This is a genomic window from Maribacter sp. UH1 (assembly GCF_056839145.1).
In genome coordinates this window covers 254,831-277,096 of the sequence record NZ_CM166387.1, presented here as the reverse complement: position 1 = coordinate 277,096, position 22,266 = coordinate 254,831, and the positions used below count along the sequence as shown (strand labels likewise).

Genomic DNA, 22,266 nt, shown 5'->3' with positions numbered 1-22,266 from the left:
AAAGAATATAATTTGGTTAAAATAAAATGTTGATTACTACTAATGTCCGCTATTTTTGATTGGAATAAAAGTAAGTTAAAGTATTTAACGTTACTGTAACTAGGGTTACAGTAATAATCATGTGTAAATTATAGTTTCGTTATTTAAATTAGCTTAAGATTACAGTTCTATGAAAGATTTACGTGTATTTGCGAAATTACTTTTTAAGCTATTTTTAATAATCTTCGTTTTAGTCGGTCTTGTATTTATATGGTTATTAACCTATGAACCAAGCACTGAAAATGATGTAATTATTGAAGCTGAAGAAATAGTAGCTAACGATGATTGGCAACCTAAAGATGCCATGGCAGAATTGCCTACTATGTCTGCGACAGTGAAACAGGGGTATTACCTTATTGCAGAAACCTCAAAGTATTTGGGACCAAATGCAGCGCGTGCAGAAGATAGATATAGTGGTAATAATTTGGCTTGTGCCAACTGTCATTTACAAAAAGGGGCACAGGCGGGCTCTGGTTCTTGGGTTGGTATTATTGAACGATTTCCACAATTTGGTGGCCGAGGTAATAAAGTAGGTACTATTGAAGATAGAATAAATGGGTGTATGGAGCGTAGTATGAACGGCAAAATGCTTCCGGTAGATTCTGACCAAATGAAAGCGATTGTGGCATATATGAATTGGTTGAGCGAAGATGTACCCGACAATAGAAAGGCAGAGTTTAAAGGATATCCAAAAATAAAGATACCTGCTGTAGCAGTAAATCTAGAAAAGGGAAGTCAGGTATATAAAAAAGAGTGCATCATCTGTCATGGTGAAAATGGAGCGGGAGTTCTTAATGCGGTCGATGGTAAAAGCTACACTTATCCGCCACTTTGGGGTCCTGATAGTTTTAACGATGGTGCAGGTATGAATAGGGTGATAACATCTGCGGAATTTATTAAAAGCAACATGCCATATCTACAAGCTACTTGGGATAACCCCAAACTGACCGATGAAGAAGCGTATCATGTAGCAGGATATATCAATAGTTTTTCTAGACCGCACAAATTAAATACAGAAAACGATTATCCTGATAAGAAGTTAAAACCGGTTTCTACGCCTTATGGTCCGTGGGTAGACGATTTTTCTCCAGAGCAGCACAAATACGGACCTTTTTTACCGATAATGGACTTTTACAAAAAGGAATACGGAATTACCAAAACAAAGTAACCCCATGCGATTAGTATATCTGTTCATTTTTTGTTTGCCAATTTTTTCTATGGCACAAGATACTGTTGCGGTAAAGAAAAAAGGAACCCTATCTGGGCAATGGCGAACATATTACATGATGACGTCAAATAAAGGGGAATTAAAAGACTTTAATGCTTTAGCGACAGGAGGTAAATTAAAGTACCAATATAATCTACTAGAAAACTTAGCAATAGGTGCTGCATTATATAATGCTACCAATTTAGGATTACAAGATTTAACCATACCAGATGCAACAACCGGAAGAATTAGTAGATATGAAGAAGGATTGTTCGATAGGATAGATTTAGAAAATGATGTTGTTTTTTTATTAGGAGAACTGTATGCGAAGTATCAACTAGCTCAGCATTCATTTACGCTTGGGCGGATGAAAATCAATACGCCTTTAATTAATCCTGAAGATGGTAGAATGATACCCACTTTGGTACAAGGGTTTTGGTATAAATACAATAAACAAAAGACATCTTTTCAGCTTGGAATATTAAATGAAATAGCACCACGCTCCACAGGTGAGTTTTATGGTATTGGTGAAAGTATAGGTACATACCCTGTAGGTAGAAATAAGCTTGGTAGTGCATCTCAATATACAGACAACACGACATCTGATTATATTTTATTGGCAAATGTCGATTTTGAAGTAACTAACGATTTTAATGTGAAAATATGGAACCAATATGTAGACAATATATTCAATTCGTTCTATATAAAACCTGCTTATAAAATATCTAAATCGTTGACGTTAGAAGGGGAGTGGCTACACCAAAATAAGATGGGTGATGGTGGTAGCAGTGTAGACTCACTTCGCTATTATAATCAGAAAACTGCAGATGTCTTAGGGTTGAAAATTGGGTATAAAAATAAAGTAGGACTGGTTTCTTTGGCATATAATAGAATATTACCGCATGGTCAATTTATATCGCCAAGAGAATGGGGTAGAGAAAATTTATTCAGTTTTCAAAAGCGAGAACGTAGCGAAGGTTCAGCAGACAATCATGCTTTGGTATTCAATTATAAAAAAGACTTTACCATTTCAAAAGATTTAAATCTTATGTCGATCTTAAGTGTTGGAAAACATTGGAAACCAGATCCAACCGATGCAACTTTAAATAAGTATGCTATGCCAGATTATACGCATATTAATTTAGATGTTTTCTTCGATATTAAAAAGTTGAAACGCTTACGGCCAGAGCTGTTGTTGACCTCTAAAATTGGTAATGGTGATATACCGGACAATGCCAATCTCTATTTCAATAAGGTAGATATGTTTCACCTAGATTTCATTCTTAATTATAATTTCTAAAGGGCATAAAAAAATCTCTGTGTAAACAGAGATTTTTAAAATTAAACATCTTGACCTTTCATCATTTTGTTCCAGTATAAGTAGGGTAGTCCGTATTTTTTTAGCACCCATAATCTCCAGTGCTCTTTAGAAGAATCATTTATGAGCATTCTTTTTAATTTGGGATCTGGCGTAAAGTTATTGTCATAATCAAATTCTGCCAATACCATTTTTCCATAGTCCGTTACTAATGGGCAAGAAGAATATCCGTTATAAGATTTAGTTCCCATTTTATGACTATTCATTAAAAGGTTTAAGTTGTCAACTACAATAGGCACCTGCTTACGAATTGCGGCTCCTGTTTTAGCGGTAGGTAAGGCAGCGACATCTCCTAAGCCGAAGATGTTGGCATAGCTATTATGTTGCATAGTTTGATGGTTAACATCTAACCAACCCGCAGCGTTGACTAATGTTGAATCTTTTACAAATTTAGGAGCTACAGAAGGTGGAGCGGTATGCATCATATCATAATGAATTCCATAACGGTTGCCATCAACGCTAACTTTTACGTCCTTATAATTATATTGAAATTTTTCGTCTAATTTTAAGTCATCGACCTTGTTGCTAGAGATAACCACACAACCACCAGCGGTAATTTCTTGACCCATTTCATACCAGGCAATTTGTTTATCACCATCAACAGCCACAAGTTTGTGATGAAACCTAAGGTTAATATCCTTTCGGTCAACTACCTCCATTAAGGTTTTTGCTATTTTCTTTACGCCAAAAATAACAGTACCACCAGTAGCGAAAATGACATCGGTTTTTTTACGAATTCCACTTTTTCTAAAATGACTTTCTGCCAAGTACATTATTTTTTGGGGTGCTCCACCACATTTAATCGGGGTTGTTGGTTGCGTAAAAAGTGCGGTACCACCTTTGAAGTTTTTAATAACATCCCAAGTATGTTTAGGGTTTGTATAATTACTGCATACAACCCCTTTATCTATAGCTTTGCCTAAGCCAGGTACTAAGCTGAAATCATATGCAAGACCTGGTGCAACTACTAAGTAATCATATGTAATATCACCTTTTGTGGCAGTGTGTACAATATTATTTTCGGGGTCAAAACCTGTTGCCTTATCTTTTATCCAAGTAGCATTACTTGGGATAACCGATGACATTGGGCGGGCAGTTTTGTCAAAGTCATAGGTGCCGGCACCTACTAGAGTCCATGCAGGTTGGTAATAATGCGTATCTGCGGGTTCAATAATTGCAACGTCTTTTGCTTTCTTTTGAGTAAGAAGCTGTGCTGCTACCATGATACCTGCAGTACCTCCCCCAATAATTAATACCTGATGATGTGAACTCATTTTGCTGTTATTTTTATGAATTTGATAAATATAACAGATACAAAATAAATATTATGTAACAAATGTTACATAGAATAATGAAGCTCATAATTCATAATGATGTATTTCTACAATAAAACATTATGATTAGGCTAGCCTTATTTTTTTATTTTACAGGTATTAGCGCCAAATAGTGTATACAGAGGGCAAAAACTAACAAAAGAAGTTAAAATGAAAATAGCTGCTATTGCTAATGCCACATAACCCAAAACGCCTGTTATGGCTTCTGTGAAAAATGCAATCAGAAGTATCGCTGCAATAATAAATCTTATGAATTTGTCTGTGGTTCCCATATTCTTTTTCATGATACTAGTTTTTAAATGTTATTTGTAATGTTGACACTATATAGTAGACATACTCTATAGTTATGTACTTGATACATCTTATACTCTACCAAAGTACTATAAACTAAGAAATTGACATATGACATTGGTCAGCTCAAAACTAATGGCTGATCGTGGTTTTTAAAGTAACTTTAGTTACAGTAATGCCATAATTATTACATTATTTTTGCAAAAAGGGTTAGAGGAATGGAAGCATATATAGATGCGTTTTTAAATGCGATAACAGGAACTTTAAGTTGGACATGGAAATCAATCATTTTTCAAGTGCCCTGGTATCTTAATTACTTTTGGGGTTTAATATCTATATCGCTTATAGTTTGGCTGTTAGAAATTGTTTTTCCTTGGAGAAAACAACAAGGGGTGTTTAGAAAAGACTTTTGGTTAGACGGTTTTTATATGTTCTTCAACTTCTTTCTATTTGCTATAGCCATAAGTGGAATTTATAAATTATTACAAGTGTTTTTTAGTGATATAGGTGTAAAAGCAAATAGTTTGGCATTAATAGATATTTCTGGTTGGCCAATGTGGGGGCAGTTGTTATTGTTCTTTATCGTATTAGATTTTGTGCAATGGTTTACACATACATTATTACACAGGTACGCCTTTCTATGGAAATTTCATCAAGTACACCATAGTGTAAAAGAAATGGGCTTTGCAGCTCATTTGCGTTACCATTGGATGGAGAATATTCTATACAAACCATTAAAGACTTTTGGTGTAATGATTCTTGGCGGTTTTGAGCCAGAACAAGCCTATATCGTCCATTTTGCCGCTATAGCAATTGGTCATTTTAACCATTCTAATATTAAAATTACATGGGGACCTTTGAAGTATATTTTAAATAACCCGGTTATGCACTTGTACCATCACGCATATGATTTGCCAGAGGGTACTTACGGTGTAAATTTTGGAATTAGCTTAAGCCTGTGGGATTATATATTTAGAACCGATTATATTCCGGAAGATAGCGGAGATGTTAAATTAGGTTATCCAGGAGATGAGAATTTGCCGCAAGACTTTTTAGGGCAGATGACCCATGGGTTTAAAACAAAGAAGAAGTAATACGTAATTACTTCTTCTTTAGATTTTTAAATTTAGTCAGATAGTTTACCTGTAGCGCAGCTTACAAAGGACTTCGCTTTTGATAGTACCGAATTATCTTGATCTAGACTTGGGTAGCCAATAGCCTTTAATTTAGTTTTTGCAGTAGCAATATCTTCCTGTTTTAAAGCATCAAAAGAAACCGATGATGATTCTACTGATACCGATACATTGGTTATGGTAGGGATCTCTTCTAATTTAGAAATAATTGTTTTGGCACAGCCACCACATTTTAAATTTTGAATAGGAATTACTGATGTCATATCTTATTTATTTTATTCGTCTTTAAAACTTATACTCCAAATACCTCTAACCTCATTTTCTTTATAGCCTACAGCTTCGTCATATGGGTATTTATCGTTCAAAAGTTGGGTAACCTTTGGGTCGATATTTGTTTCTGGTAAACCATGGCAATTTAGGCACATGGTATTAGTAACAATAGGGGAATAGAAATTAGTTGTTCCATTCTCATTTGTTACTATAGGTTCGTAAGACTCGTTGTTATTAATTTTTGATTTAAAAAACTCAATATACTCAAGCTCTTTTTTACTTGCTTTATTATTTTGATTTCTAGGTTTATCGCTTACCCTTTTAATTTTAGCATGATGAACAATTACTATACTATCTGTTAGAGGATATGCCTTTTCATTACAAAACGCTACAGCACCTAATGGACCATTTTTTTGAATGTTGAGCATAAGATTCTTACCTAAAACTTTCTGGGTAGTTTGGGCATACATTTTACCTTTTTCTAAAAGTAGGCTATCGTTTATTTTAGTATCTATTTCAGTCAAAGAGGTATTGTCAGTATTTTCTAGAACTTCTTGCTTAACCTTTGGAGAATCTTTACAGCCAATTGCAAAAATAATCGCTAACATTAAAAAGATATTTTTCATAAGTATGACATTTAAACTATGTTGATTGGCTTTAAATTTTATGATCCTCAGTAGATAAAACTGCCAAAAGCTACCTATTAAAGATAGCTTTTGATTTTATTTCCAGGAAGTATAACCTCCTTTAAGATCATATACTTGTGTAAAGCCCATTTTTAATAGTTTACGAGCTGCTTTTTGGCTTCTTGCACCTGATCTACAATATACGTAAATCGGTTTTTCTTTATTTATTTTTTCAAAGTAAGCGTTAAAGTTACCACCGTTGAAAAAATCAACGTTTATAGCGTTTTTAATATGACCGCCATTATATTCAGACGGTGTTCTTACGTCAATAGGTTTGATATTATTAGCTATAATTTGCGTAGCATATTCGTTCTTGTTCAGTATAGTAATATTACCTGCGGTTTCTTCCTTTTTACCAAAGAGTGTACTTAAAAATGACATAGTATTTTATTTAAAATTAATATTCAACAATAGAAAGAAACGGTCTTGGTATATGACCGTTCCTTTCTTTAACCAACCAATAAAAATTATAATGTAGTAGGACAAACAAATTCAGTCACTGGTATACCAGCTTCCTTAATTTCTTTAAATCCGCCTTTTACATCTATAAGATTATGAATTCCTCTACTTTTTAAAATAGATGAAGCAATCATACTTCTGTAACCACCTGCACAATGCACATAAAATGAAGTTTTGCTTGGGAACTCAGCTAAATGATCATTTAGAAAATCTAGCGGTGTATTTTTAGCATCGATAATATGTTCAGAAAGGTATTCAGATTCTTTACGAACATCGAATACCGGTACGTGATCGGTTTCAATAGCTTTCTTAAGTTCAACTGCATCTACCTGGCTTACGGTATCATATTCCATTGCAGCTTTTTTCCAAGCATCGAAGCCGCCTTCTAAATATCCTAGCGTACCATCAAAACCAACTCTTGATAATCTAGTAACCGCTTCTTCTTCCATACCAACAGGAGTTACCAGTACAATAGGTTGTTTTACATCTGCAATCAATGCACCTACCCATGGGGCAAAACTACCATCCAAGCCTATAAATATGGAACGTGGAATATGGCCCTTAGCAAAATCATCTTGATGACGAACATCTAAAACTATGGCTCCGGTTTCATTTGCCGCAGCTTCAAAGGCTTTTGGAGAAAGAGCTCTTGTACCACGTACCAAGACTTCTTTTATATCTTCATACCCTTCTTTGTTCAATTTTACATTTAAAGGAAAATATTGAGGTGGTGGCAGTAAGCCGTCTATGACTTCATCAATAAATTCTTCTTTCGTCATATCTGCACGTAAGGCATAATTCATTTTCTTTTGGTTGCCCAAGGTATCTACTGTTTCTTTCATCATATTCTTACCACATGCAGAACCGGCACCATGAGCAGGGTAAACGATTACGTCATCTGCTAAAGGCATAATTTTTTCACGTAGACTGTCAAACAAGAATCCGGCAAGGTCACGCTCAGTTAGTTCGCCCATTTTCTGAGCAAGATCTGGTCTGCCAACATCACCTAAAAACAAGGTGTCTCCGCTAAAAATAGCATAGTCCTTACCTGATGCATCTTTTAATAAATACGTGGTGCTTTCCATTGTATGACCAGGTGTATGCAAAGCGGTAATACTAATATCTCCTAATTTAAATTCTTGATTATCTTTTGCAATAATAGCTTCAAAAGACGGATTCGCTTTTGGTCCATATATGATTTCTGCACCAGTTTCTTTGGCCAAGGTTACATGACCACTTACAAAATCTGCATGAAAATGAGTTTCAAAAATATATTTGATTTTAGCATTGTCTGCAGCAGCTTTTTTAATGTAAGGCTGTACTTCTCGTAGAGGATCAATAATGGCGACTTCGCCATTGCTTTCAATGTAATAAGCACCTTGCGCAAGACAACCAGTATATATTTGTTCTACTTTCATAAGTTCATATTTATTATTGATACAAAACTACATTGGTAAAAAGGACTACACAGTAACTTAGGTTACATAGGTATTTAGAAGTAAAACAGCACTGAAAAATCAGCGCTGTTTTAGTCTTGAATATTACAAAAGTGTTGATGGGCAAACATATGCGGTTTTAGGTAGTGTTGTTTTTGAAATAGCTTCAAAACCACCTCTAACATCAGTAAAATCTTGCCATCCTCTTTGCTTTAAAATTGAAGCTGCGATCATACTCCTATACCCACCGGCACAATGTAAAACAAAGGGCTTGTCTTTTGGAAACTGAGATAGATGCTGGTTAATTTCATTTAATGGCACGTTGATTGCCCCAACCACATGTTCAGAATCAAATTCGCTCTTTTTTCTAACATCAATGATTAAAGGTTTATCCGTTTTATATTCAGCTTCTAATTCATCGGCATTAATTCTTTTGCTTACCTCAAAATCTTTTCCTGAGTTTTTCCATGTATTAAAACCACCATCTAAAAAGCCAACGGTATGATCATAGCCAACTCTTGCTAAACGGGTAATGGCTTCTTCTTGTTTGTCTTTGTAAGTGACCAATAAAATTTCTTGTTTAATATCTGGTATCATTTCACCTACCCATTGCGCAAAACTACCTTCGAGTCCTATATTGATACTATTAGGAATAAAACCTTTAGCAAAATCTTCTGCATTTCTGGTATCTAAGACCAAGGCGCCAGTTTCATTTGCAACAGCCTCAAAAGCTTCGGGAGTGTATGGGGTAGTGGCACGATCCATAATCTTATCTAAACTCTCGTACCCTTGAATGTTCATTAAAACATTTTTAGGAAAATACCCAGGAGGCGTTGTGAGTCCTGTTAAAAGTTCTTTGATAAACTCATCTTTGGTCATATCTGGTCTTAAGGCATAGTTTACTTTCTTTTGATGCCCTAACGTATCGGTAGTTTCTTTACTCATCATTTTACCACAAGCAGAACCTGCACCGTGATTAGGGTACACAATTAAATCATCGCTCAGTGGCATAATTCTATTGCGTAGAGAATCGTATAGGTAACCAGCGAGCTTTTCTTCGGTTAAATCCGCTACTACGTGTTGTGCTAAATCTGGTCTACCAACATCACCGATAAACAAGGTGTCGCCAGTGATAATACCATGCTCTTTTCCTTTTTCATCTATTAATAAGTAAGTCGTACTTTCCATTGTATGACCAGGCGTATGAATCACTTTTACCTTGTAATCACCCACTTCAAAGATTTGATTATCCTTTGCCGTAGTAGCTTTATAATTAGGTTTTGCACCAGGACCAAATACAATTTCTGCACCTACCTTTTTTTGTAAATCTAAATGTCCACTCACAAAATCTGCATGAAAATGGGTTTCAAAAACGTATTTGATTTTCGCATTGTCTTTTTTTGCACGGTCAAGGTATGGCTGTACTTCTCTTAACGGATCAAATACTGCAGCTTCACCATTACTTTCTATATAATAGGCAGCGTGTGCCAAACATCCTGTATAAATTTGTTCTACTTTCATGTTGTTTTATATTTTGATTTACAACATAAAATTACCCTTTCTTTAAAACGTGTACAGTGACATTAGTCACATAAGCGAAATTTTATTTAAAGAATTCCATGTAGAAAATAAAGACCGCCATAACAAGAATAAAATAGCCGAAACCTTTCTTCAGTTTTTTACCATCTATGAAGTTACTGAGGTAACTGCCAATAAAAATACCAACAAAAGATAGCGATGTGAAAATGGCAAGAAACTTCCAATTGATAAGCATGTTCATTGCATCGCCTAAAAAGAAACCCATTAAAGATTTAATGGCAATTATGATTAAAGAAGTACCTACGGCAACTTTCATTTCAACATTCGCCAATATCACCAATGCGGGAATAATTAAGAATCCGCCACCAGCGCCAATTAATCCGGTTATGCTACCTACTATGAGTCCCTCTAATAAGATTAATGGATAGTTATAAGAGACATTTCCAACTTTGGTCGTATTCTTTTCAGTTTTAAGCATAGAGTAAGCAGCAGGAATCATTAAAATGGCGAAGAGTCCGAACATCGCCATTCTACGTGTAAATTGAAAGTGTTCAATTTGAAATAAAACATCGGGCATTGCAGGGACTACATAGTATCTTACCAGAGTAACACCAATAATAGCGGGAATACCAAATACGATAGCTGTACGCCAATCTACATAACCTTTTAAATGTTGTTGCCAACCGCCAACCAATGCACTTGCACCAACAATAAACAGAGAGTAAGCGGTTGCAGCTTTTTCATTAATTGAAAATAGATAAGCTAAAACGGGAACCGCCAAAATGGAACCGCCACCACCAATTAAGCCTAATGAAATAGCTATAATTAAGGCACTGATATAACCAAGAATTTGCAAAATTTCCATGTGATGTATTTGATATCACAAAAGTAGAACGGTGCGGAAACCTTCGCAGTAACATTGGTTACAGTGGCATTATAAATCTAATATTTCTAAATAGTTACGGTGAAGTTTAATTTTGCCCATTTCTTCAAGCTTCTTTAAAAGCCTGGAAATTACGACTCTAGAACTGTGTAGGTCGTATGCGATATCTTGATGGGTACTATGAATTATATTGTCTTTTGTTACCCTGGCTTTTTCTTTTAGATAGCCAATTAGGCGTTCATCCATCTTTTGGAAAGCGATATTATCTAAAGTGCTTAAAAGTTCATTTAATCTAACATGATAACTATTGAATACGAAGTTTCTCCAAGATTTATATTTGCCTGTCCATTCTTCCATTTTCTGAATAGGTACCATAATCAATTTGGCATCTGTTTCGGCTATAGCTCTTATTTCACTTTTTTTGTCGCCCATACAACAAGCCATGGTCATAGAACAGGTATCGCCTTTTTCTAGATAGTACAGCAATAGTTCATCGCCATCTTCATCTTCTCTTAAAATTTTAATGACTCCAGATATCAATAAAGGCATACCTCTAATGTAGTCACCTATTTCCATGAATTTATAACCTTCCGGAACTTCTTTAAAAGTACCTACCTGTACAATTTCATTGATCAGCTCTTCTTCAAAGATATCTCCGTATTCTTCCTTTAGGTCTTGAATCATTCTTGGTTAATTAATGTTCTTTGCTATTTCTTTATCAAATTTAAAAAATATATTCGCCCAAATAGATTTAGAAACTGCAGCGATCCAAGGCATTGCCAATACCAAAGCGGTAACTATCACTACAAATAATGCGCCTATAGAAAGCTCTAAACCAAAAATCAAGGTCAAAACATATGCAGCAACAGCTACAGCAATACCAACTGCATAAGACACGTACATGGAACCCGTGTAAAAACTAGGTTCAATGCTATATTTTAAATCGCATTTTGGGCAACGCTCCTTCACTTTATTGAAGTTACTTAATTTATAAGGATTAGCCTCAAAGAATTCACCTTTGTGGCATCGTGGGCATTTCAAAAAAATAATACTGTACAATTTAGAACCCTGTGGTAACATGCTTTTAAATTTAAAAACAAAATTATTAGATCTTACTTTTTAGTATTGTAACATTGGTTACATAAGCCGGTCTATTGGTGCTTTAGTTTCTCTGGAAAGTTATCTTTTTTCATAAATACCTGAACTGATATAAATCATATTTTTTACAGGCAATGACATGTATGTTTGTGACTAAATTAAAAGTTTATGTGTTCGCTTGTTCAAAAGTATAATGTACCAGGACCTAGATATACTAGTTACCCTACAGTTCCTTTTTGGGATATTAATACCTTTTCAGGAAAAAAATGGGAAGCTTCGGTGAAAAAGAGTTTTCACGTTAGCAATTCTGTATCGGGTATTAGTCTGTATATACATTTACCATTTTGTGAAAGTATGTGCACGTTTTGCGGATGTCATAAGCGTATTACAAAAAGACATGATGTTGAATTGCCTTATATAAAATCTGTTTTAAAAGAATGGAAACTATATAGTGCTATGTTTGATGAAAAGCCAATTATTAAAGAGTTGCATTTAGGTGGGGGAACACCAACCTTTTTTAACCCAGAAAACTTAAAATATTTAATTGACGGCATTTTGAGATTGGCGGATAAAGCAATTGATGCCGAGTTTAGTTTTGAAGGTCACCCAAACAATACTACCAAAGAACACTTACAAGCTTTGTATGGTGTTGGTTTTAGAAGAGTGAGCTTTGGTGTTCAGGACTACAATGAAACGGTACAGAAGGCAATACATAGAATTCAACCGTTTATAAATGTAAAGAATGTAACAGAATGGTCTAGAGAAATAGGCTATGAATCTGTGAGTCATGACATCATCTTTGGTCTTCCACATCAAAAATTAGAACATGTGGAATACACTATAGAAAAAACTAAGGAATTAAAACCTGACCGAATTGCTTTTTATAGCTATGCTCACGTGCCTTGGTTAGCAGGTAATGGTCAACGTGGATATAACGATGCGGATTTGCCGGCAGGAGATGAGAAAAGAATACAATATGAAGTAGGCAAAGAACTGTTGTTGAAATTTGGTTATCATGAAATAGGAATGGATCACTTTGCCTTACCTACTGACGGACTTTACAAGGCTATGGAAAATGGTGATTTACATAGAAATTTTATGGGTTATACCAGTTCTAACACTCATTTAATGGTAGGTTTAGGGGCATCTAGTATAAGTGACAGTTGGTACGGTTTTGCACAAAATGTAAAGAATGTTGAAGAGTACCAAAATTTAGTGGAAAACGATATTATTCCATTATATAGAGGTCATATTTTATCGGATGAAGACCAAATCATAAGAAGGCATATATTAAATTTAATGTGTCAGTTTGAAACCTCTTGGAACGAATATAAATTACATCTGCCGCAAATGAATAGTATTCTTGACAGATTAAAGGAAATGGAAGAAGACGAATTAGTGACCATTACCGCAGGCAGTCTTCAAATTACCGAAAAGGGTAGACCGTTCGTTAGAAATGTGTGTATGGCTTTTGATTTACCATTGCAAAAGAAAAAACCAGAAACCAAGTTGTTTTCTATGACAATTTAATAATAATAAAAAGTCTCTAATCTTAATAATCGCTAAATAAAATTACCATGAAAAAAATAATCGTACTTACAGATTTTTCACAACAATCGGAACAAGCACTTAAAGCAGCTGCAGATTTAGCTAAAAAACATGATGTTGAGCTATTGGTAGTTCATATGCTAGAACTAAATCAGGCTATTTTATCATCACCAGATGGTATGTATATAGAGCAGACCGTTTTTCTAGTGAAATTGGCAGAAAAGAATTTAAAAGAATTTTTGGAAAAGCCATATTTAGAAGGCTTATCTGTAACTCCGGTAATTAAACATTATAAAGTATTTAGTGAGTTGGATAGCATTGCAAAAGAACATGATGCAGACTTAATAGTAATGGGTTCTAATGGAGCTAGCGGACTGGAAGAAATGTTTATTGGTTCTAATGCTGAAAAAGTAGTTCGTAACGCTACCGTACCGGTTTTAGTAATTAAAGGAGAGATTACAAATTTAAGTTTAGATCGTTTTGTATTTGCATGCGATTTTAATGATGATAATTTACCTGCCTTTCAAAAAGCAAAAGAATTTGCGGAAATGTTAGGAGCTAGTATGGAGGTTGTTTTCATTAATACGCCAAACGATGAGTTCTTGAGCAATAGAGATGCCTATCAAAAAATAAATAAGTTTTTAACCAAGGCCAACTCGGCACAGCAAGTAGAAATTTACAACGATTACAGCGTAGAACAAGGTATTCTTAATTATGGAAATACCATTTTAGCAGATGCCATAGCGATGCCTACTCACGGTCGTAAGGGTATTTCGCATTTATTTAATGGCAGTATTGGCGAAGATGTAGTAAACCATGCTAGAATACCGGTTATCACTTTTAAAATATAGATACTAACCTAATCTGTAAACAAGAATAAACCCAAGGCGAAAGCTTTGGGTTTATTTATTTAAGGCGGTTTCTAGAAACACTTAATGTTTGCCTAAATGCTCATTATAGAATTTCCATGCCTGTGCCGCAACATCTCTGCCTAATTCTAAACCGGCTATGTTGTCCGCTTGAATATGATAACCGCCCATAACTCTAGATATACCAGCCATATTTGCTGCTTCTGTAAATGTGGGAAAAGTTATGGTTACTGGTTTTCCGAAAAAAGTAGAATCAATTTCAGTTAAAGTTCCAGGTGTTAATTCTACAGATTCACCAAAGTACTCATCTCCGGTAAATAGACGTAGCACTTCTGCGCAACCACCGCTTATGGTACTATGCCCAGAAGTGTAACTAGGGAAAGGTGGGCAAAGAAATATATCTGGAGAGTATGGTCTCCATTCTTGTCCTTTCATTTCTATAATTCCAACTCCGGGTCCGCCCCAAGCTTTTATAGTTTGATCTTTATAATATTCATGAACCAAAGCATAAGGGCGTGCATAGTCGTAAAACATTTTAGAATCCCAGGAAGCTATAAAGGCATCCATAGCGGTAATTTCAGTTAAAAAATACATTTTTACATCTTGATCAAGATTGTGATTATCACGACGAGAAACGTCCTGTGCAAACTTTAACCAATGTCCAGCTTGTTGAACAGATTGTGGTCCATCACGCATAAACTCTACCAACGCTTTATCTTCATCAGAAAGGTTGGCTTGCAGGTCAACCACTTCTTGAACCTCTTTTTTCAATTGCTCAGAACCGTACATTGGTGGTGGTCCTGGTCTAAACTGGTCGGCAGATGTCATTGTAATCGGTGTTACTTTTTGCCAGTAGGGCGTAAGGCATCCGGGTGCATATTGTCCACCATTTCCATCAGAAAAATATTTAGGTTGCCAACGGTTAATGTCGGTATTTTCATCTGCCGAATTTACTGGGGAATAATTGCTATAATCATAATATGGCATTCCTTTAGAACCTTCTACTTCACCATATTGGTTGCTCCCGTCATTTTTTCTAGCTTCAATAGTTGCTTTCGCAGCTAAGTTTCCTATGCCCTCAGGAGTAGTAGGATCTAGTGATGTATTATCAGGGTCTAAACCTAATTCAACCATAAACTTTCTAAACATTTCTGTATCAGAATAATAGTATTCTTTCATGGCCCCAAAAGCGGCATAACTAATAGCAATTTCTTTATTAGAAAGTGTTTGCTCTGCTATAGGTCTTCTTTCGGTATTTTTTAAATAAACCGGAATTGCGTTTTCGTCGTAGCGTGACCACGCGTCAAAAATAGATATGAAAATTAATCCTAAATAACGAGAAGTAATTGTTGGTCTGGGTTTAAATTTTTCAGTATCTGATGCTGTTGCATCCAAAGCCATTTTACCCCATTTATAGGCAACATTTTCAACACCTTTTGGTTCTTCTTTTTTTTGTTGGGCAATAGTAATTTCTACACTAAAAAATAGTAGTGTTAGTACTAATAGTAATATATGTTTCATTTGTTTGTTCATTAGTTATTCTGGTGTTTTAAATATAGTGAGGAGTTTAAAAAAATTAAAATTTATGCTGTAAGAACATTCTGCATTAAGTCCAGTAATTGCTGCATTTGTGGCTTGCCTTTCTTTTTACCGCTTCTACCGGCAAAATACAACACAAACCATATGAGTACCAATAGTACCATAAGACCAACTTGTATGTGGTAATTTTTATCTAAAGATGCACTTGAATATGCCCAAATACCTATAATTATAAATAAGGTAGCCACTATAAAGTGTACAAACATAAAGAAGGTCCATAGGGTAGGGTTAGGACCAAAGACACCATATAATTTACAGCTGATATCATCTACTTCATCTATTTCTAAATGTAATTGTGGCGACCAAAAGTGATGCTCTTTTTGATTGAATTTGATAAATACATGCTCATCTAGTCGTTTCACTAAAAAAGGGTCCTCTTTTAATCCTTCAAACTTGCTAAGAACATTTTCTTTATTTTTTGGTATCTGCAATTGAAACCTGGGGCGAAGTACAATCTCGTTCGGTAACGGTTTCATATGAATAGATTTATTTGGATATCGCCATTAATTATGACATTCTATGGCACTAGATACTAATTGTGTAACAGGAGCAGGGGATACATAAGGAATACCCAAGCCAAGACCTCTAAGGATAAAAAGTGAACCAATGATAATGACAAAAACAGGAATGGCTTTTTGTACTTTTTGTCGGATGCCTCCTTTCAATAGGTTACTAAAATATATGGCGGCCGTCATTAGTGGTAAAGTACCTACCCCAAATAGGATCATGTATAAACTACCTTGTAAAGCATCACCCATTGCAATAGATCCAAAAAGAGCCATGTATACAAGACCGCAGGGTAAAAATCCGTTTAAGAAACCTATGGTTAAGAAGGTATCTGGAGATTTTTTTTTAAGCTCTTTGCCTAATTGATTCTTAACCTTTGATATGACTTTGTAAATGGGTTTTGAAAGATTGTATTTATTGAAGGTGTTATACGGAATTAAAACAACCAGAATCATTATAATACCAATAGCGATAGAAAGTTTTTGTTGTATTCCAAAGATGGACAATCCTTTTCCTAATAGACCAAATACAAGACCAATGATACCATAGGCTAGTAAACGCCCAAAGTGATAGATAAATATCTGTCCGAATTTTTTGTAATTATTGGTTCTATCTACCGGAAGCATAAAGGCAATGGGTCCGCACATACCAACGCAGTGCAAACTTCCCATAAGACCTAATATGAGGGCAGATAATAACATAATTTAAAATGTAATACTCTCTTTATGAAGAAACTCTTTTTCTTCGTGTTCCCAAAAAACTTTTATATCCCAACGACCATCCAACAATTGATTGTCAGGTATGAGCAAATGTGAATTGGATAAACTAATGGGCAAGTTAAAATCCAAATTCTTGTTGGATGGTCTATATAGGGATATGATACCTTTAACATTGGTATCATCATATCCATCAGGAAAAATTACGAGTAAACCCTCTGGAGATTTTTTGATTTCTATTTGTGAAGCGGCAATACTGGCATTTCTTTCAGCATCTATTTCTTTCTGGTAACCAAGTTCGGCTTTATAATATTCTTCAGTAACCAAATCATGATTAGCATCATGACTGGTAGTCATTGTAATTACAAAAAACATAATAAAGCTAATGAATGCTACTATGGCAATTACAATACCGGTACCCCAATTAATCTTCATAATATTTCTGTTTAAGCATTATTTATAACTACGTGGTGCTAAAAAGCGAGCCGTAGTGGTCTCAATTAACTTATCATTACTGTACACCCCAATTTTAAGGTTGTTCTTATCTCCGCTTAAGGCAGACTGGTTAATCTCAATGAACAGGGTACCCTCTGCTAAAGCCTCTGCATCTACATCAAAATTCTCATTACGCACCAATTTAATTTCTCCTTTAGGTGAAATCAACTCAAAATGAACGTCTTCGACTGTCTTAGTAGTTTTATTCAATAATTTATAGGTGTATACATTACTAATGATATTACCTTCTTTGTGTTCGTAAAGTTGACCAGGTAATCTTAAAATATTAGCCTCTAAATCATTTCTCAAGAACATCATACCAACAAGAACTCCCGTTAAAATTACAAGAACAGCGGTATAGCCTTTTAAACGTGGTGTAAATTTGAACTTCTCTTTCTTGGTAATCTCATCTTCACTAGCATAGCGAATCAAGCCTTTTGGTAGATTCACTTTTTCCATAATAGTGTCGCACTCATCAATACAGGCAGTACAGTTTACACATTCTAGTTGCGTTCCGTTTCTAATATCTATTCCTGTAGGGCAAACGTTTACACATTGGTTACAATCTATACAATCGCCATTACCTAAAGCTTCACGATCTTCGTTTTTACGCCATTTTTTTCTGCCGTTTTCAGCTTCGCCACGTTCATAATCATAAGCAACTACGATAGATTTATTATCAAGAAGAACCCCTTGCATACGACCGTAAGGGCAGGCAATGATACAAACTTGTTCTCTGAACCAGGCAAATACAAAATAGAAAACACCTGTAAAGATTAATAAGGATACCATGGTGCTTAGATGCTGAGCAGGACCATCCGTTATATATTGTATTAAACGGTCACTACCTATAAGATATGCAAGAAAGACATTGGCAATAACAAATGAAATGATAAAAAATATAAACCATTTTAATACACGCTTACGTATTTTTTCGGCATTCCATTCTTGTCGGTCTAATTTTATTTGAGCACCACGATCACCATCTATCCAATACTCTATTCTACGGAAAACCATTTCCATAAAAATAGTCTGTGGACACATCCATCCGCAGAAAATACGTCCAAAGGCAACAGTAAACAGCGCTATAAAAATCACTCCTATAATCATTGAGATGACAAAGAGGTGAAAATCTTGAGGATAAAATGGAAACCCGAAGATGTTAAAACGTCTTTCCAATACATTGAACATCAAGAATTGGTTGCCGTTTATTTTTATAAAGGGAGACGCAATCAAGAAAATGAGTAACACGTAACTTACATACTTACGGTATTCATAAAGCTTACCACTTGGTTTTTTTGGAAAAACCCAAGCCCGTTTACCATCTTCTTTAATGGTACCGATGGAATCTCTAAAATTATCTTGATCTTGTGACATTGTTTCTCTCTTTATAAGCTTTGAGAGGTATTACCCTCTCACTTTACTCAGTTCATTGTAACCGCAGCAGAATCAATAACTACCTCTGTTGCTTCTACTTCAACCGGAGCTTCTTCTGCAGGCGCATTAGGGTCTACCCAAATATCACCTTCTGGAGCTTTAGGATTGGCCGGCGTAGTACCTTGAAAACTTAAAACATAACTAGCTACCTGAGCAATCTCGGCAGGTTTTAAGTTCTGTTTCCAAGCAATCATACCTTTACCGTCACGACCACCTTCAGAAATGGTATGGAAAACATTTTTAATGCCACCTCCAAGAATCCAGTTTTGATCGGTTAGGTTAGGACCAATACCACCGCCACCATCTGCCATATGGCAAGCAACACAATTACTTTCAAAAATACCTTTACCGGCACTTAAATCAGATGCGTCAGTTAATAACTCTACCGTATTGGCATCAACAAGGCCTTTTGCAGTTTTCTTATATGCTTCAATCTCTAATTGCGCCGCTGCAACTTCTTGTTCGTATTCCAATTTTTGATTGTAGTCGTTGAAGACATGAAAACGAAGCAGGTAAACTACTGCGAAAACAATAGAAGCATAGAAAAGGTATACCCACCAAGGTGGTAATTTATTATCTAGCTCACGAATACCGTCATAATTATGATCAAGGATAATTTCACCTTCGGCTTCCATAGGTTTACTGCCCAACAACTTGTTGTACATGTTTTTACCCCATGTCCATTCCCATTTCTCTTCTTTAGCTTCTAAGTAGCGCAGTTTTGCTTCTTCATCAAGCGTGTTATATAGTACATTCTCAATAGCTTGAACTATAAAGGCAATTGCTATTAAAAGCAATAAGATAAGTGCCATAAAGCCAAACATCATTGTTGGGTATGTTATAAAAGCTGGTTTATCACCACTATCAATGTAAACTTCCATAAGTACAATGACCAAGAAAAAAGCTACTGTTATTCTTAACCACCAGGCTGTATTGTTTTTCATAATTGGTTGTTTTGTTGGTTATCTTCTTCTAAAGGCAATTCGCTAACTTCTTTGATGTATGATTTTGAGGCTGTAATTACCCACCAAAATAATAAGGTGAAAAACACAAAGAAGATTAGTAATGATATCATGGGGTAGGTTGCTACGCCATCTATAGTTTCCATGTAACCTTTTACAAATTTGAACATGATTTTTTGTTTTAGTTATCAGATAATAATTCACCAGTTTCCTTGATCTTAATATCGGTACCCAAACGTTGTAGGTATGCAATTAAGGATACAATTTCACGGTCTCTCATTTCTATGAATTCTTCACCGTTTTCGGCAGCATATTTTTTATCTGCCTCGTAAGATTTTGCAAAATCGGGATCACTATATAAGTTCTTTTCAATTTTTTCTGCTTGTGCATCCATAAGAGCATCGGCATTTGCAATTTCTTCTTCGGTATATGGAACACCTAAAGTTACCATCGCTTCCATTTTGGTTTTTATATTGCTACGGTCATGCTCGTCACGAACCAACCAGGCGTAAGCAGGCATTATAGAACCAGATGAAGTACTTTGTGGGTCGTACATGTGGTTTAGGTGCCAGTTGTCTGAGTATTTACCGCCAACTCTTAGTAAATCTGGACCGGTACGTTTACTACCCCAAAGGAATGGGTGGTCATAAACGAATTCACCAGCCTTGGCATATTCGCCATAACGTTCTACCTCACTTCTAAAAGGACGAACCATTTGTGAGTGACAACTAACACAACCTTCACGAATGTATAAGTCACGACCCTCTAGTTCTAAAGGTGTATATGGTTTTACACTTGTAATGGTTGGTATATTGGATTTTACCAAAATGGTAGGTACAATCTGTATAAGACCACCAATTAAGATAGCTACAGTAGCCAAAATAGTTAACTGAATAGGCTTACGTTCTAACCAAGTATGAAAAGTTTCACCTGCAGTTCTTCGTTTAGAAACTGTTGTAAGTGCTGCTGCTTCTGCCAATTCATCTTCTATAACACTACCAGATTTAATAGTACGTACCACATTGTAGATCATAACACATGTACCAACAATGTAAAGGCTACCCCCAATGGCACGCATCCAATACATAGGCATAATTTCGTGTACAGTTTCTAGGAAGTTACCGTAAACTAAAGTACCATCTGGGTTAAAGTCTTTCCACATTAAGGCTTGCGTAAATCCGGCAACATACATTGGTAGCGTATATAGAATAATACCTAGTGTACCAATCCAGAAGTGGAAATTAGCCAACCCAATAGAGAATAATTTATTCTTCGTCATTTTAGGAACTAACCAATAAATCATACCAAAGGTCAAGAATCCGTTCCATGCTAAGGCACCTACGTGAACGTGAGCAATGATCCAATCACTAAAGTGTGCAATTGCGTTTACATTTTTAAGTGAAAGCATTGGTCCTTCAAAAGTTGCCATACCATAACCGGTAATTGCAACCACCATAAATTTAAGAACAGGATCAGTACGTACTTTATCCCATGCACCTCTTAAGGTTAATAGACCGTTGATCATACCACCCCAAGATGGAGCCAACAACATAATTGAAAAGGCAACCCCTAAATTTTGTGCCCAATCTGGTAAAGCAGAATATAATAAGTGGTGTGGACCCGCCCAGATATATATAAAAATCAATGACCAAAAGTGAACTATAGATAATCTATAAGAGTAAACCGGTCTATTTGCGGCTTTAGGTACAAAATAGTACATAAGACCTAAGAAAGGTGTAGTCAAGAAAAATGCAACCGCATTATGACCGTACCACCATTGTACTAATGCATCTTGTACACCAGCATATACGGAGTAACTTTTTAATGCGCTAACAGGTAATTCTAAATTGTTGAAAATATGCAGTACCGCTACAGTCACAAAAGTTGCTAGATAAAACCAGATAGCCACATAAAGGTGACGCTGTCTTCTTTTTATCATGGTACCTATTAGGTTAACACCAAAAGCTACCCAAATTACTGCGATAGCAATATCAATAGGCCATTCAAGCTCGGCATATTCTTTAGTACTAGTATAACCTAGAGGTAGGGTAATAGCTGCAGAAACAATAATTAACTGCCATCCCCAAAAATTAAGTTTACTAAGAAAGTCGCTGAACATACGCGCCTTTAGCAAACGTTGGGTGGAGTAGTAGACTCCTGCAAAAATTGCATTACCTACAAATGCAAAAATTACTGCATTGGTATGTAAAGGACGTAAACGACCAAAACTTAACCACGGTATACCATCGGTTACATTGGGGAAAATGAACATAAAGGCTAACAATAAGCCTACAGACATACCCACAATACCCCAAAACATAGTGGCATAAAGGAAATTTTTCACGATTTTGTTATCGTAATAAAACTGCTGTACTTCCAT

General features: G+C 35.5%; 23 protein-coding genes. 5 read left to right on the top strand and 18 right to left on the bottom strand.

Annotated features, from left to right (window positions below; translation table 11 throughout):
- Positions 1 to 169 precede the first annotated feature (169 nt).
- Complete coding sequence (locus tag UH1x_RS01330) at positions 170 to 1,207, top strand: c-type cytochrome (protein ID WP_482624510.1); 1,038 nt, start codon at positions 170 to 172, stop codon at positions 1,205 to 1,207.
- Positions 1,208 to 1,211: 4 nt separating this feature from the next.
- Complete coding sequence (locus UH1x_RS01325) at positions 1,212 to 2,546, top strand: OprD family outer membrane porin (protein WP_482624508.1); 1,335 nt, start codon at positions 1,212 to 1,214, stop codon at positions 2,544 to 2,546.
- A 41-nt stretch (positions 2,547 to 2,587) separates the two neighbouring features.
- Here UH1x_RS01325 and UH1x_RS01320 read toward each other — a convergent pair whose 3' ends face one another.
- Entirely contained in the window at positions 2,588 to 3,898 is a 1,311-nt protein-coding gene (locus UH1x_RS01320; protein ID WP_482624506.1) for an NAD(P)/FAD-dependent oxidoreductase, read from the bottom strand.
- A 137-nt stretch (positions 3,899 to 4,035) separates the two neighbouring features.
- Positions 4,036 to 4,242 (bottom strand): YgaP family membrane protein, encoded by a 207-nt coding sequence (locus UH1x_RS01315; RefSeq protein ID WP_482624505.1) that lies wholly within the window; start codon positions 4,240 to 4,242, stop codon positions 4,036 to 4,038.
- A gap of 225 nt (positions 4,243 to 4,467) precedes the next feature.
- Between UH1x_RS01315 and UH1x_RS01310 the strand changes: the two genes are divergently transcribed.
- Positions 4,468 to 5,343 (top strand): sterol desaturase family protein, encoded by an 876-nt coding sequence (locus tag UH1x_RS01310; RefSeq protein ID WP_482624503.1) that lies wholly within the window; start codon positions 4,468 to 4,470, stop codon positions 5,341 to 5,343.
- Between the two features lie 32 nt (positions 5,344 to 5,375).
- On the opposite strand, the gene UH1x_RS01305 is transcribed toward UH1x_RS01310, so the two are convergent.
- From UH1x_RS01305 to UH1x_RS01270, 8 genes are all read right to left on the bottom strand, one after another.
- A complete protein-coding gene (locus UH1x_RS01305; RefSeq protein WP_405413997.1) occupies positions 5,376 to 5,645 on the bottom strand; it encodes a cation transporter in 270 nt (89 codons plus the stop codon).
- 12 nt (positions 5,646 to 5,657) lie between these two features.
- Entirely contained in the window at positions 5,658 to 6,278 is a 621-nt protein-coding gene (locus UH1x_RS01300; RefSeq protein ID WP_482624501.1) for a Tll0287-like domain-containing protein, read from the bottom strand.
- A 96-nt stretch (positions 6,279 to 6,374) separates the two neighbouring features.
- A complete protein-coding gene (locus tag UH1x_RS01295) occupies positions 6,375 to 6,719 on the bottom strand; it encodes a rhodanese-like domain-containing protein (protein WP_482624499.1) in 345 nt (114 codons plus the stop codon).
- Between the two features lie 86 nt (positions 6,720 to 6,805).
- Entirely contained in the window at positions 6,806 to 8,215 is a 1,410-nt protein-coding gene (locus tag UH1x_RS01290; RefSeq protein ID WP_482624498.1) for an MBL fold metallo-hydrolase, read from the bottom strand.
- A 123-nt stretch (positions 8,216 to 8,338) separates the two neighbouring features.
- Entirely contained in the window at positions 8,339 to 9,754 is a 1,416-nt protein-coding gene (locus tag UH1x_RS01285; RefSeq protein WP_482624496.1) for an MBL fold metallo-hydrolase, read from the bottom strand.
- 82 nt (positions 9,755 to 9,836) lie between these two features.
- Positions 9,837 to 10,637 carry a sulfite exporter TauE/SafE family protein gene (locus UH1x_RS01280; RefSeq protein WP_482624495.1) on the bottom strand — a complete coding sequence of 267 codons (801 nt, stop codon included), beginning with the start codon at positions 10,635 to 10,637 and terminating at the stop codon, positions 9,837 to 9,839.
- Positions 10,638 to 10,706: 69 nt separating this feature from the next.
- On the bottom strand, positions 10,707 to 11,339 hold the full coding sequence (locus UH1x_RS01275; RefSeq protein WP_073245282.1) for a Crp/Fnr family transcriptional regulator: 633 nt from the start codon (positions 11,337 to 11,339) through the stop codon (positions 10,707 to 10,709).
- 6 nt (positions 11,340 to 11,345) lie between these two features.
- On the bottom strand, positions 11,346 to 11,735 hold the full coding sequence (locus UH1x_RS01270) for a DUF983 domain-containing protein (RefSeq protein WP_482624494.1): 390 nt from the start codon (positions 11,733 to 11,735) through the stop codon (positions 11,346 to 11,348).
- Between the two features lie 186 nt (positions 11,736 to 11,921).
- Between UH1x_RS01270 and hemN the strand changes: the two genes are divergently transcribed.
- Both hemN and UH1x_RS01260 read left to right on the top strand, forming a co-directional pair.
- Positions 11,922 to 13,283 (top strand): oxygen-independent coproporphyrinogen III oxidase, encoded by a 1,362-nt coding sequence (gene hemN / locus UH1x_RS01265; protein ID WP_482624492.1) that lies wholly within the window; start codon positions 11,922 to 11,924, stop codon positions 13,281 to 13,283.
- Between the two features lie 47 nt (positions 13,284 to 13,330).
- Positions 13,331 to 14,152 (top strand): universal stress protein, encoded by an 822-nt coding sequence (locus UH1x_RS01260; RefSeq protein WP_396634036.1) that lies wholly within the window; start codon positions 13,331 to 13,333, stop codon positions 14,150 to 14,152.
- 81 nt (positions 14,153 to 14,233) lie between these two features.
- On the opposite strand, the gene UH1x_RS01255 is transcribed toward UH1x_RS01260, so the two are convergent.
- From UH1x_RS01255 to ccoN, 8 genes are all read right to left on the bottom strand, one after another.
- On the bottom strand, positions 14,234 to 15,691 hold the full coding sequence (locus UH1x_RS01255; protein WP_482624490.1) for a vanadium-dependent haloperoxidase: 1,458 nt from the start codon (positions 15,689 to 15,691) through the stop codon (positions 14,234 to 14,236).
- A gap of 62 nt (positions 15,692 to 15,753) precedes the next feature.
- Positions 15,754 to 16,245, bottom strand: a complete 492-nt coding sequence (locus tag UH1x_RS01250; RefSeq protein ID WP_482624488.1) for a GTP-binding protein — start codon at positions 16,243 to 16,245, stop codon at positions 15,754 to 15,756.
- A 27-nt stretch (positions 16,246 to 16,272) separates the two neighbouring features.
- On the bottom strand, positions 16,273 to 16,977 hold the full coding sequence (locus UH1x_RS01245) for a sulfite exporter TauE/SafE family protein (RefSeq protein WP_482624486.1): 705 nt from the start codon (positions 16,975 to 16,977) through the stop codon (positions 16,273 to 16,275).
- A gap of 3 nt (positions 16,978 to 16,980) precedes the next feature.
- The gene (locus UH1x_RS01240; protein ID WP_482624484.1) at positions 16,981 to 17,427 is read right to left on the bottom strand and encodes a FixH family protein; all 447 of its coding nucleotides are present in this window, start codon (positions 17,425 to 17,427) and stop codon (positions 16,981 to 16,983) included.
- An 18-nt stretch (positions 17,428 to 17,445) separates the two neighbouring features.
- Entirely contained in the window at positions 17,446 to 18,864 is a 1,419-nt protein-coding gene (ccoG, locus tag UH1x_RS01235; protein ID WP_482624482.1) for a cytochrome c oxidase accessory protein CcoG, read from the bottom strand.
- A gap of 47 nt (positions 18,865 to 18,911) precedes the next feature.
- Positions 18,912 to 19,868 carry a cbb3-type cytochrome c oxidase N-terminal domain-containing protein gene (locus UH1x_RS01230; RefSeq protein ID WP_482624480.1) on the bottom strand — a complete coding sequence of 319 codons (957 nt, stop codon included), beginning with the start codon at positions 19,866 to 19,868 and terminating at the stop codon, positions 18,912 to 18,914.
- Positions 19,865 to 20,056, bottom strand: a complete 192-nt coding sequence (locus tag UH1x_RS01225; RefSeq protein ID WP_076550414.1) for a cytochrome C oxidase subunit IV — start codon at positions 20,054 to 20,056, stop codon at positions 19,865 to 19,867. Before UH1x_RS01225 ends, UH1x_RS01230 begins: the two co-directional genes overlap by 4 nt.
- Positions 20,057 to 20,067: 11 nt before the next feature.
- On the bottom strand, positions 20,068 to 22,266 hold the full coding sequence (gene ccoN, locus UH1x_RS01220; protein WP_482624479.1) for a cytochrome-c oxidase, cbb3-type subunit I: 2,199 nt from the start codon (positions 22,264 to 22,266) through the stop codon (positions 20,068 to 20,070).

Bases quoted from the DNA above. Each gene is read 5' to 3' on its own strand.
- hemN (WP_482624492.1), top strand. From the start codon at position 11,922: ATGTGTTCGCTTGTTCAAAAGTATAATGTACCAGGACCTAGATATACT.
- UH1x_RS01325 (WP_482624508.1), top strand. From the start codon at position 1,212: ATGCGATTAGTATATCTGTTCATTTTTTGTTTGCCAATTTTTTCTATG.
- UH1x_RS01295 (WP_482624499.1), bottom strand. From the start codon at position 6,719: ATGTCATTTTTAAGTACACTCTTTGGTAAAAAGGAAGAAACCGCAGGT.
- UH1x_RS01255 (WP_482624490.1), bottom strand. From the start codon at position 15,691: ATGAAACATATATTACTATTAGTACTAACACTACTATTTTTTAGTGTA.
- ccoG (WP_482624482.1), bottom strand. From the start codon at position 18,864: ATGTCACAAGATCAAGATAATTTTAGAGATTCCATCGGTACCATTAAA.
- UH1x_RS01305 (WP_405413997.1), bottom strand. From the start codon at position 5,645: ATGACATCAGTAATTCCTATTCAAAATTTAAAATGTGGTGGCTGTGCC.
- UH1x_RS01330 (WP_482624510.1), top strand. From the start codon at position 170: ATGAAAGATTTACGTGTATTTGCGAAATTACTTTTTAAGCTATTTTTA.
- UH1x_RS01250 (WP_482624488.1), bottom strand. From the start codon at position 16,245: ATGAAACCGTTACCGAACGAGATTGTACTTCGCCCCAGGTTTCAATTG.
- UH1x_RS01225 (WP_076550414.1), bottom strand. From the start codon at position 20,056: ATGTTCAAATTTGTAAAAGGTTACATGGAAACTATAGATGGCGTAGCA.
- UH1x_RS01230 (WP_482624480.1), bottom strand. From the start codon at position 19,868: ATGAAAAACAATACAGCCTGGTGGTTAAGAATAACAGTAGCTTTTTTC.
- UH1x_RS01310 (WP_482624503.1), top strand. From the start codon at position 4,468: ATGGAAGCATATATAGATGCGTTTTTAAATGCGATAACAGGAACTTTA.
- ccoN (WP_482624479.1), bottom strand. From the start codon at position 22,266: ATGGAAGTACAGCAGTTTTATTACGATAACAAAATCGTGAAAAATTTC.
- UH1x_RS01315 (WP_482624505.1), bottom strand. From the start codon at position 4,242: ATGAAAAAGAATATGGGAACCACAGACAAATTCATAAGATTTATTATT.
- UH1x_RS01280 (WP_482624495.1), bottom strand. From the start codon at position 10,637: ATGGAAATTTTGCAAATTCTTGGTTATATCAGTGCCTTAATTATAGCT.
- UH1x_RS01245 (WP_482624486.1), bottom strand. From the start codon at position 16,977: ATGTTATTATCTGCCCTCATATTAGGTCTTATGGGAAGTTTGCACTGC.
- UH1x_RS01320 (WP_482624506.1), bottom strand. From the start codon at position 3,898: ATGAGTTCACATCATCAGGTATTAATTATTGGGGGAGGTACTGCAGGT.
- UH1x_RS01290 (WP_482624498.1), bottom strand. From the start codon at position 8,215: ATGAAAGTAGAACAAATATATACTGGTTGTCTTGCGCAAGGTGCTTAT.
- UH1x_RS01270 (WP_482624494.1), bottom strand. From the start codon at position 11,735: ATGTTACCACAGGGTTCTAAATTGTACAGTATTATTTTTTTGAAATGC.
- UH1x_RS01300 (WP_482624501.1), bottom strand. From the start codon at position 6,278: ATGAAAAATATCTTTTTAATGTTAGCGATTATTTTTGCAATTGGCTGT.
- UH1x_RS01285 (WP_482624496.1), bottom strand. From the start codon at position 9,754: ATGAAAGTAGAACAAATTTATACAGGATGTTTGGCACACGCTGCCTAT.
- UH1x_RS01275 (WP_073245282.1), bottom strand. From the start codon at position 11,339: ATGATTCAAGACCTAAAGGAAGAATACGGAGATATCTTTGAAGAAGAG.
- UH1x_RS01260 (WP_396634036.1), top strand. From the start codon at position 13,331: ATGAAAAAAATAATCGTACTTACAGATTTTTCACAACAATCGGAACAA.
- UH1x_RS01240 (WP_482624484.1), bottom strand. From the start codon at position 17,427: ATGAAGATTAATTGGGGTACCGGTATTGTAATTGCCATAGTAGCATTC.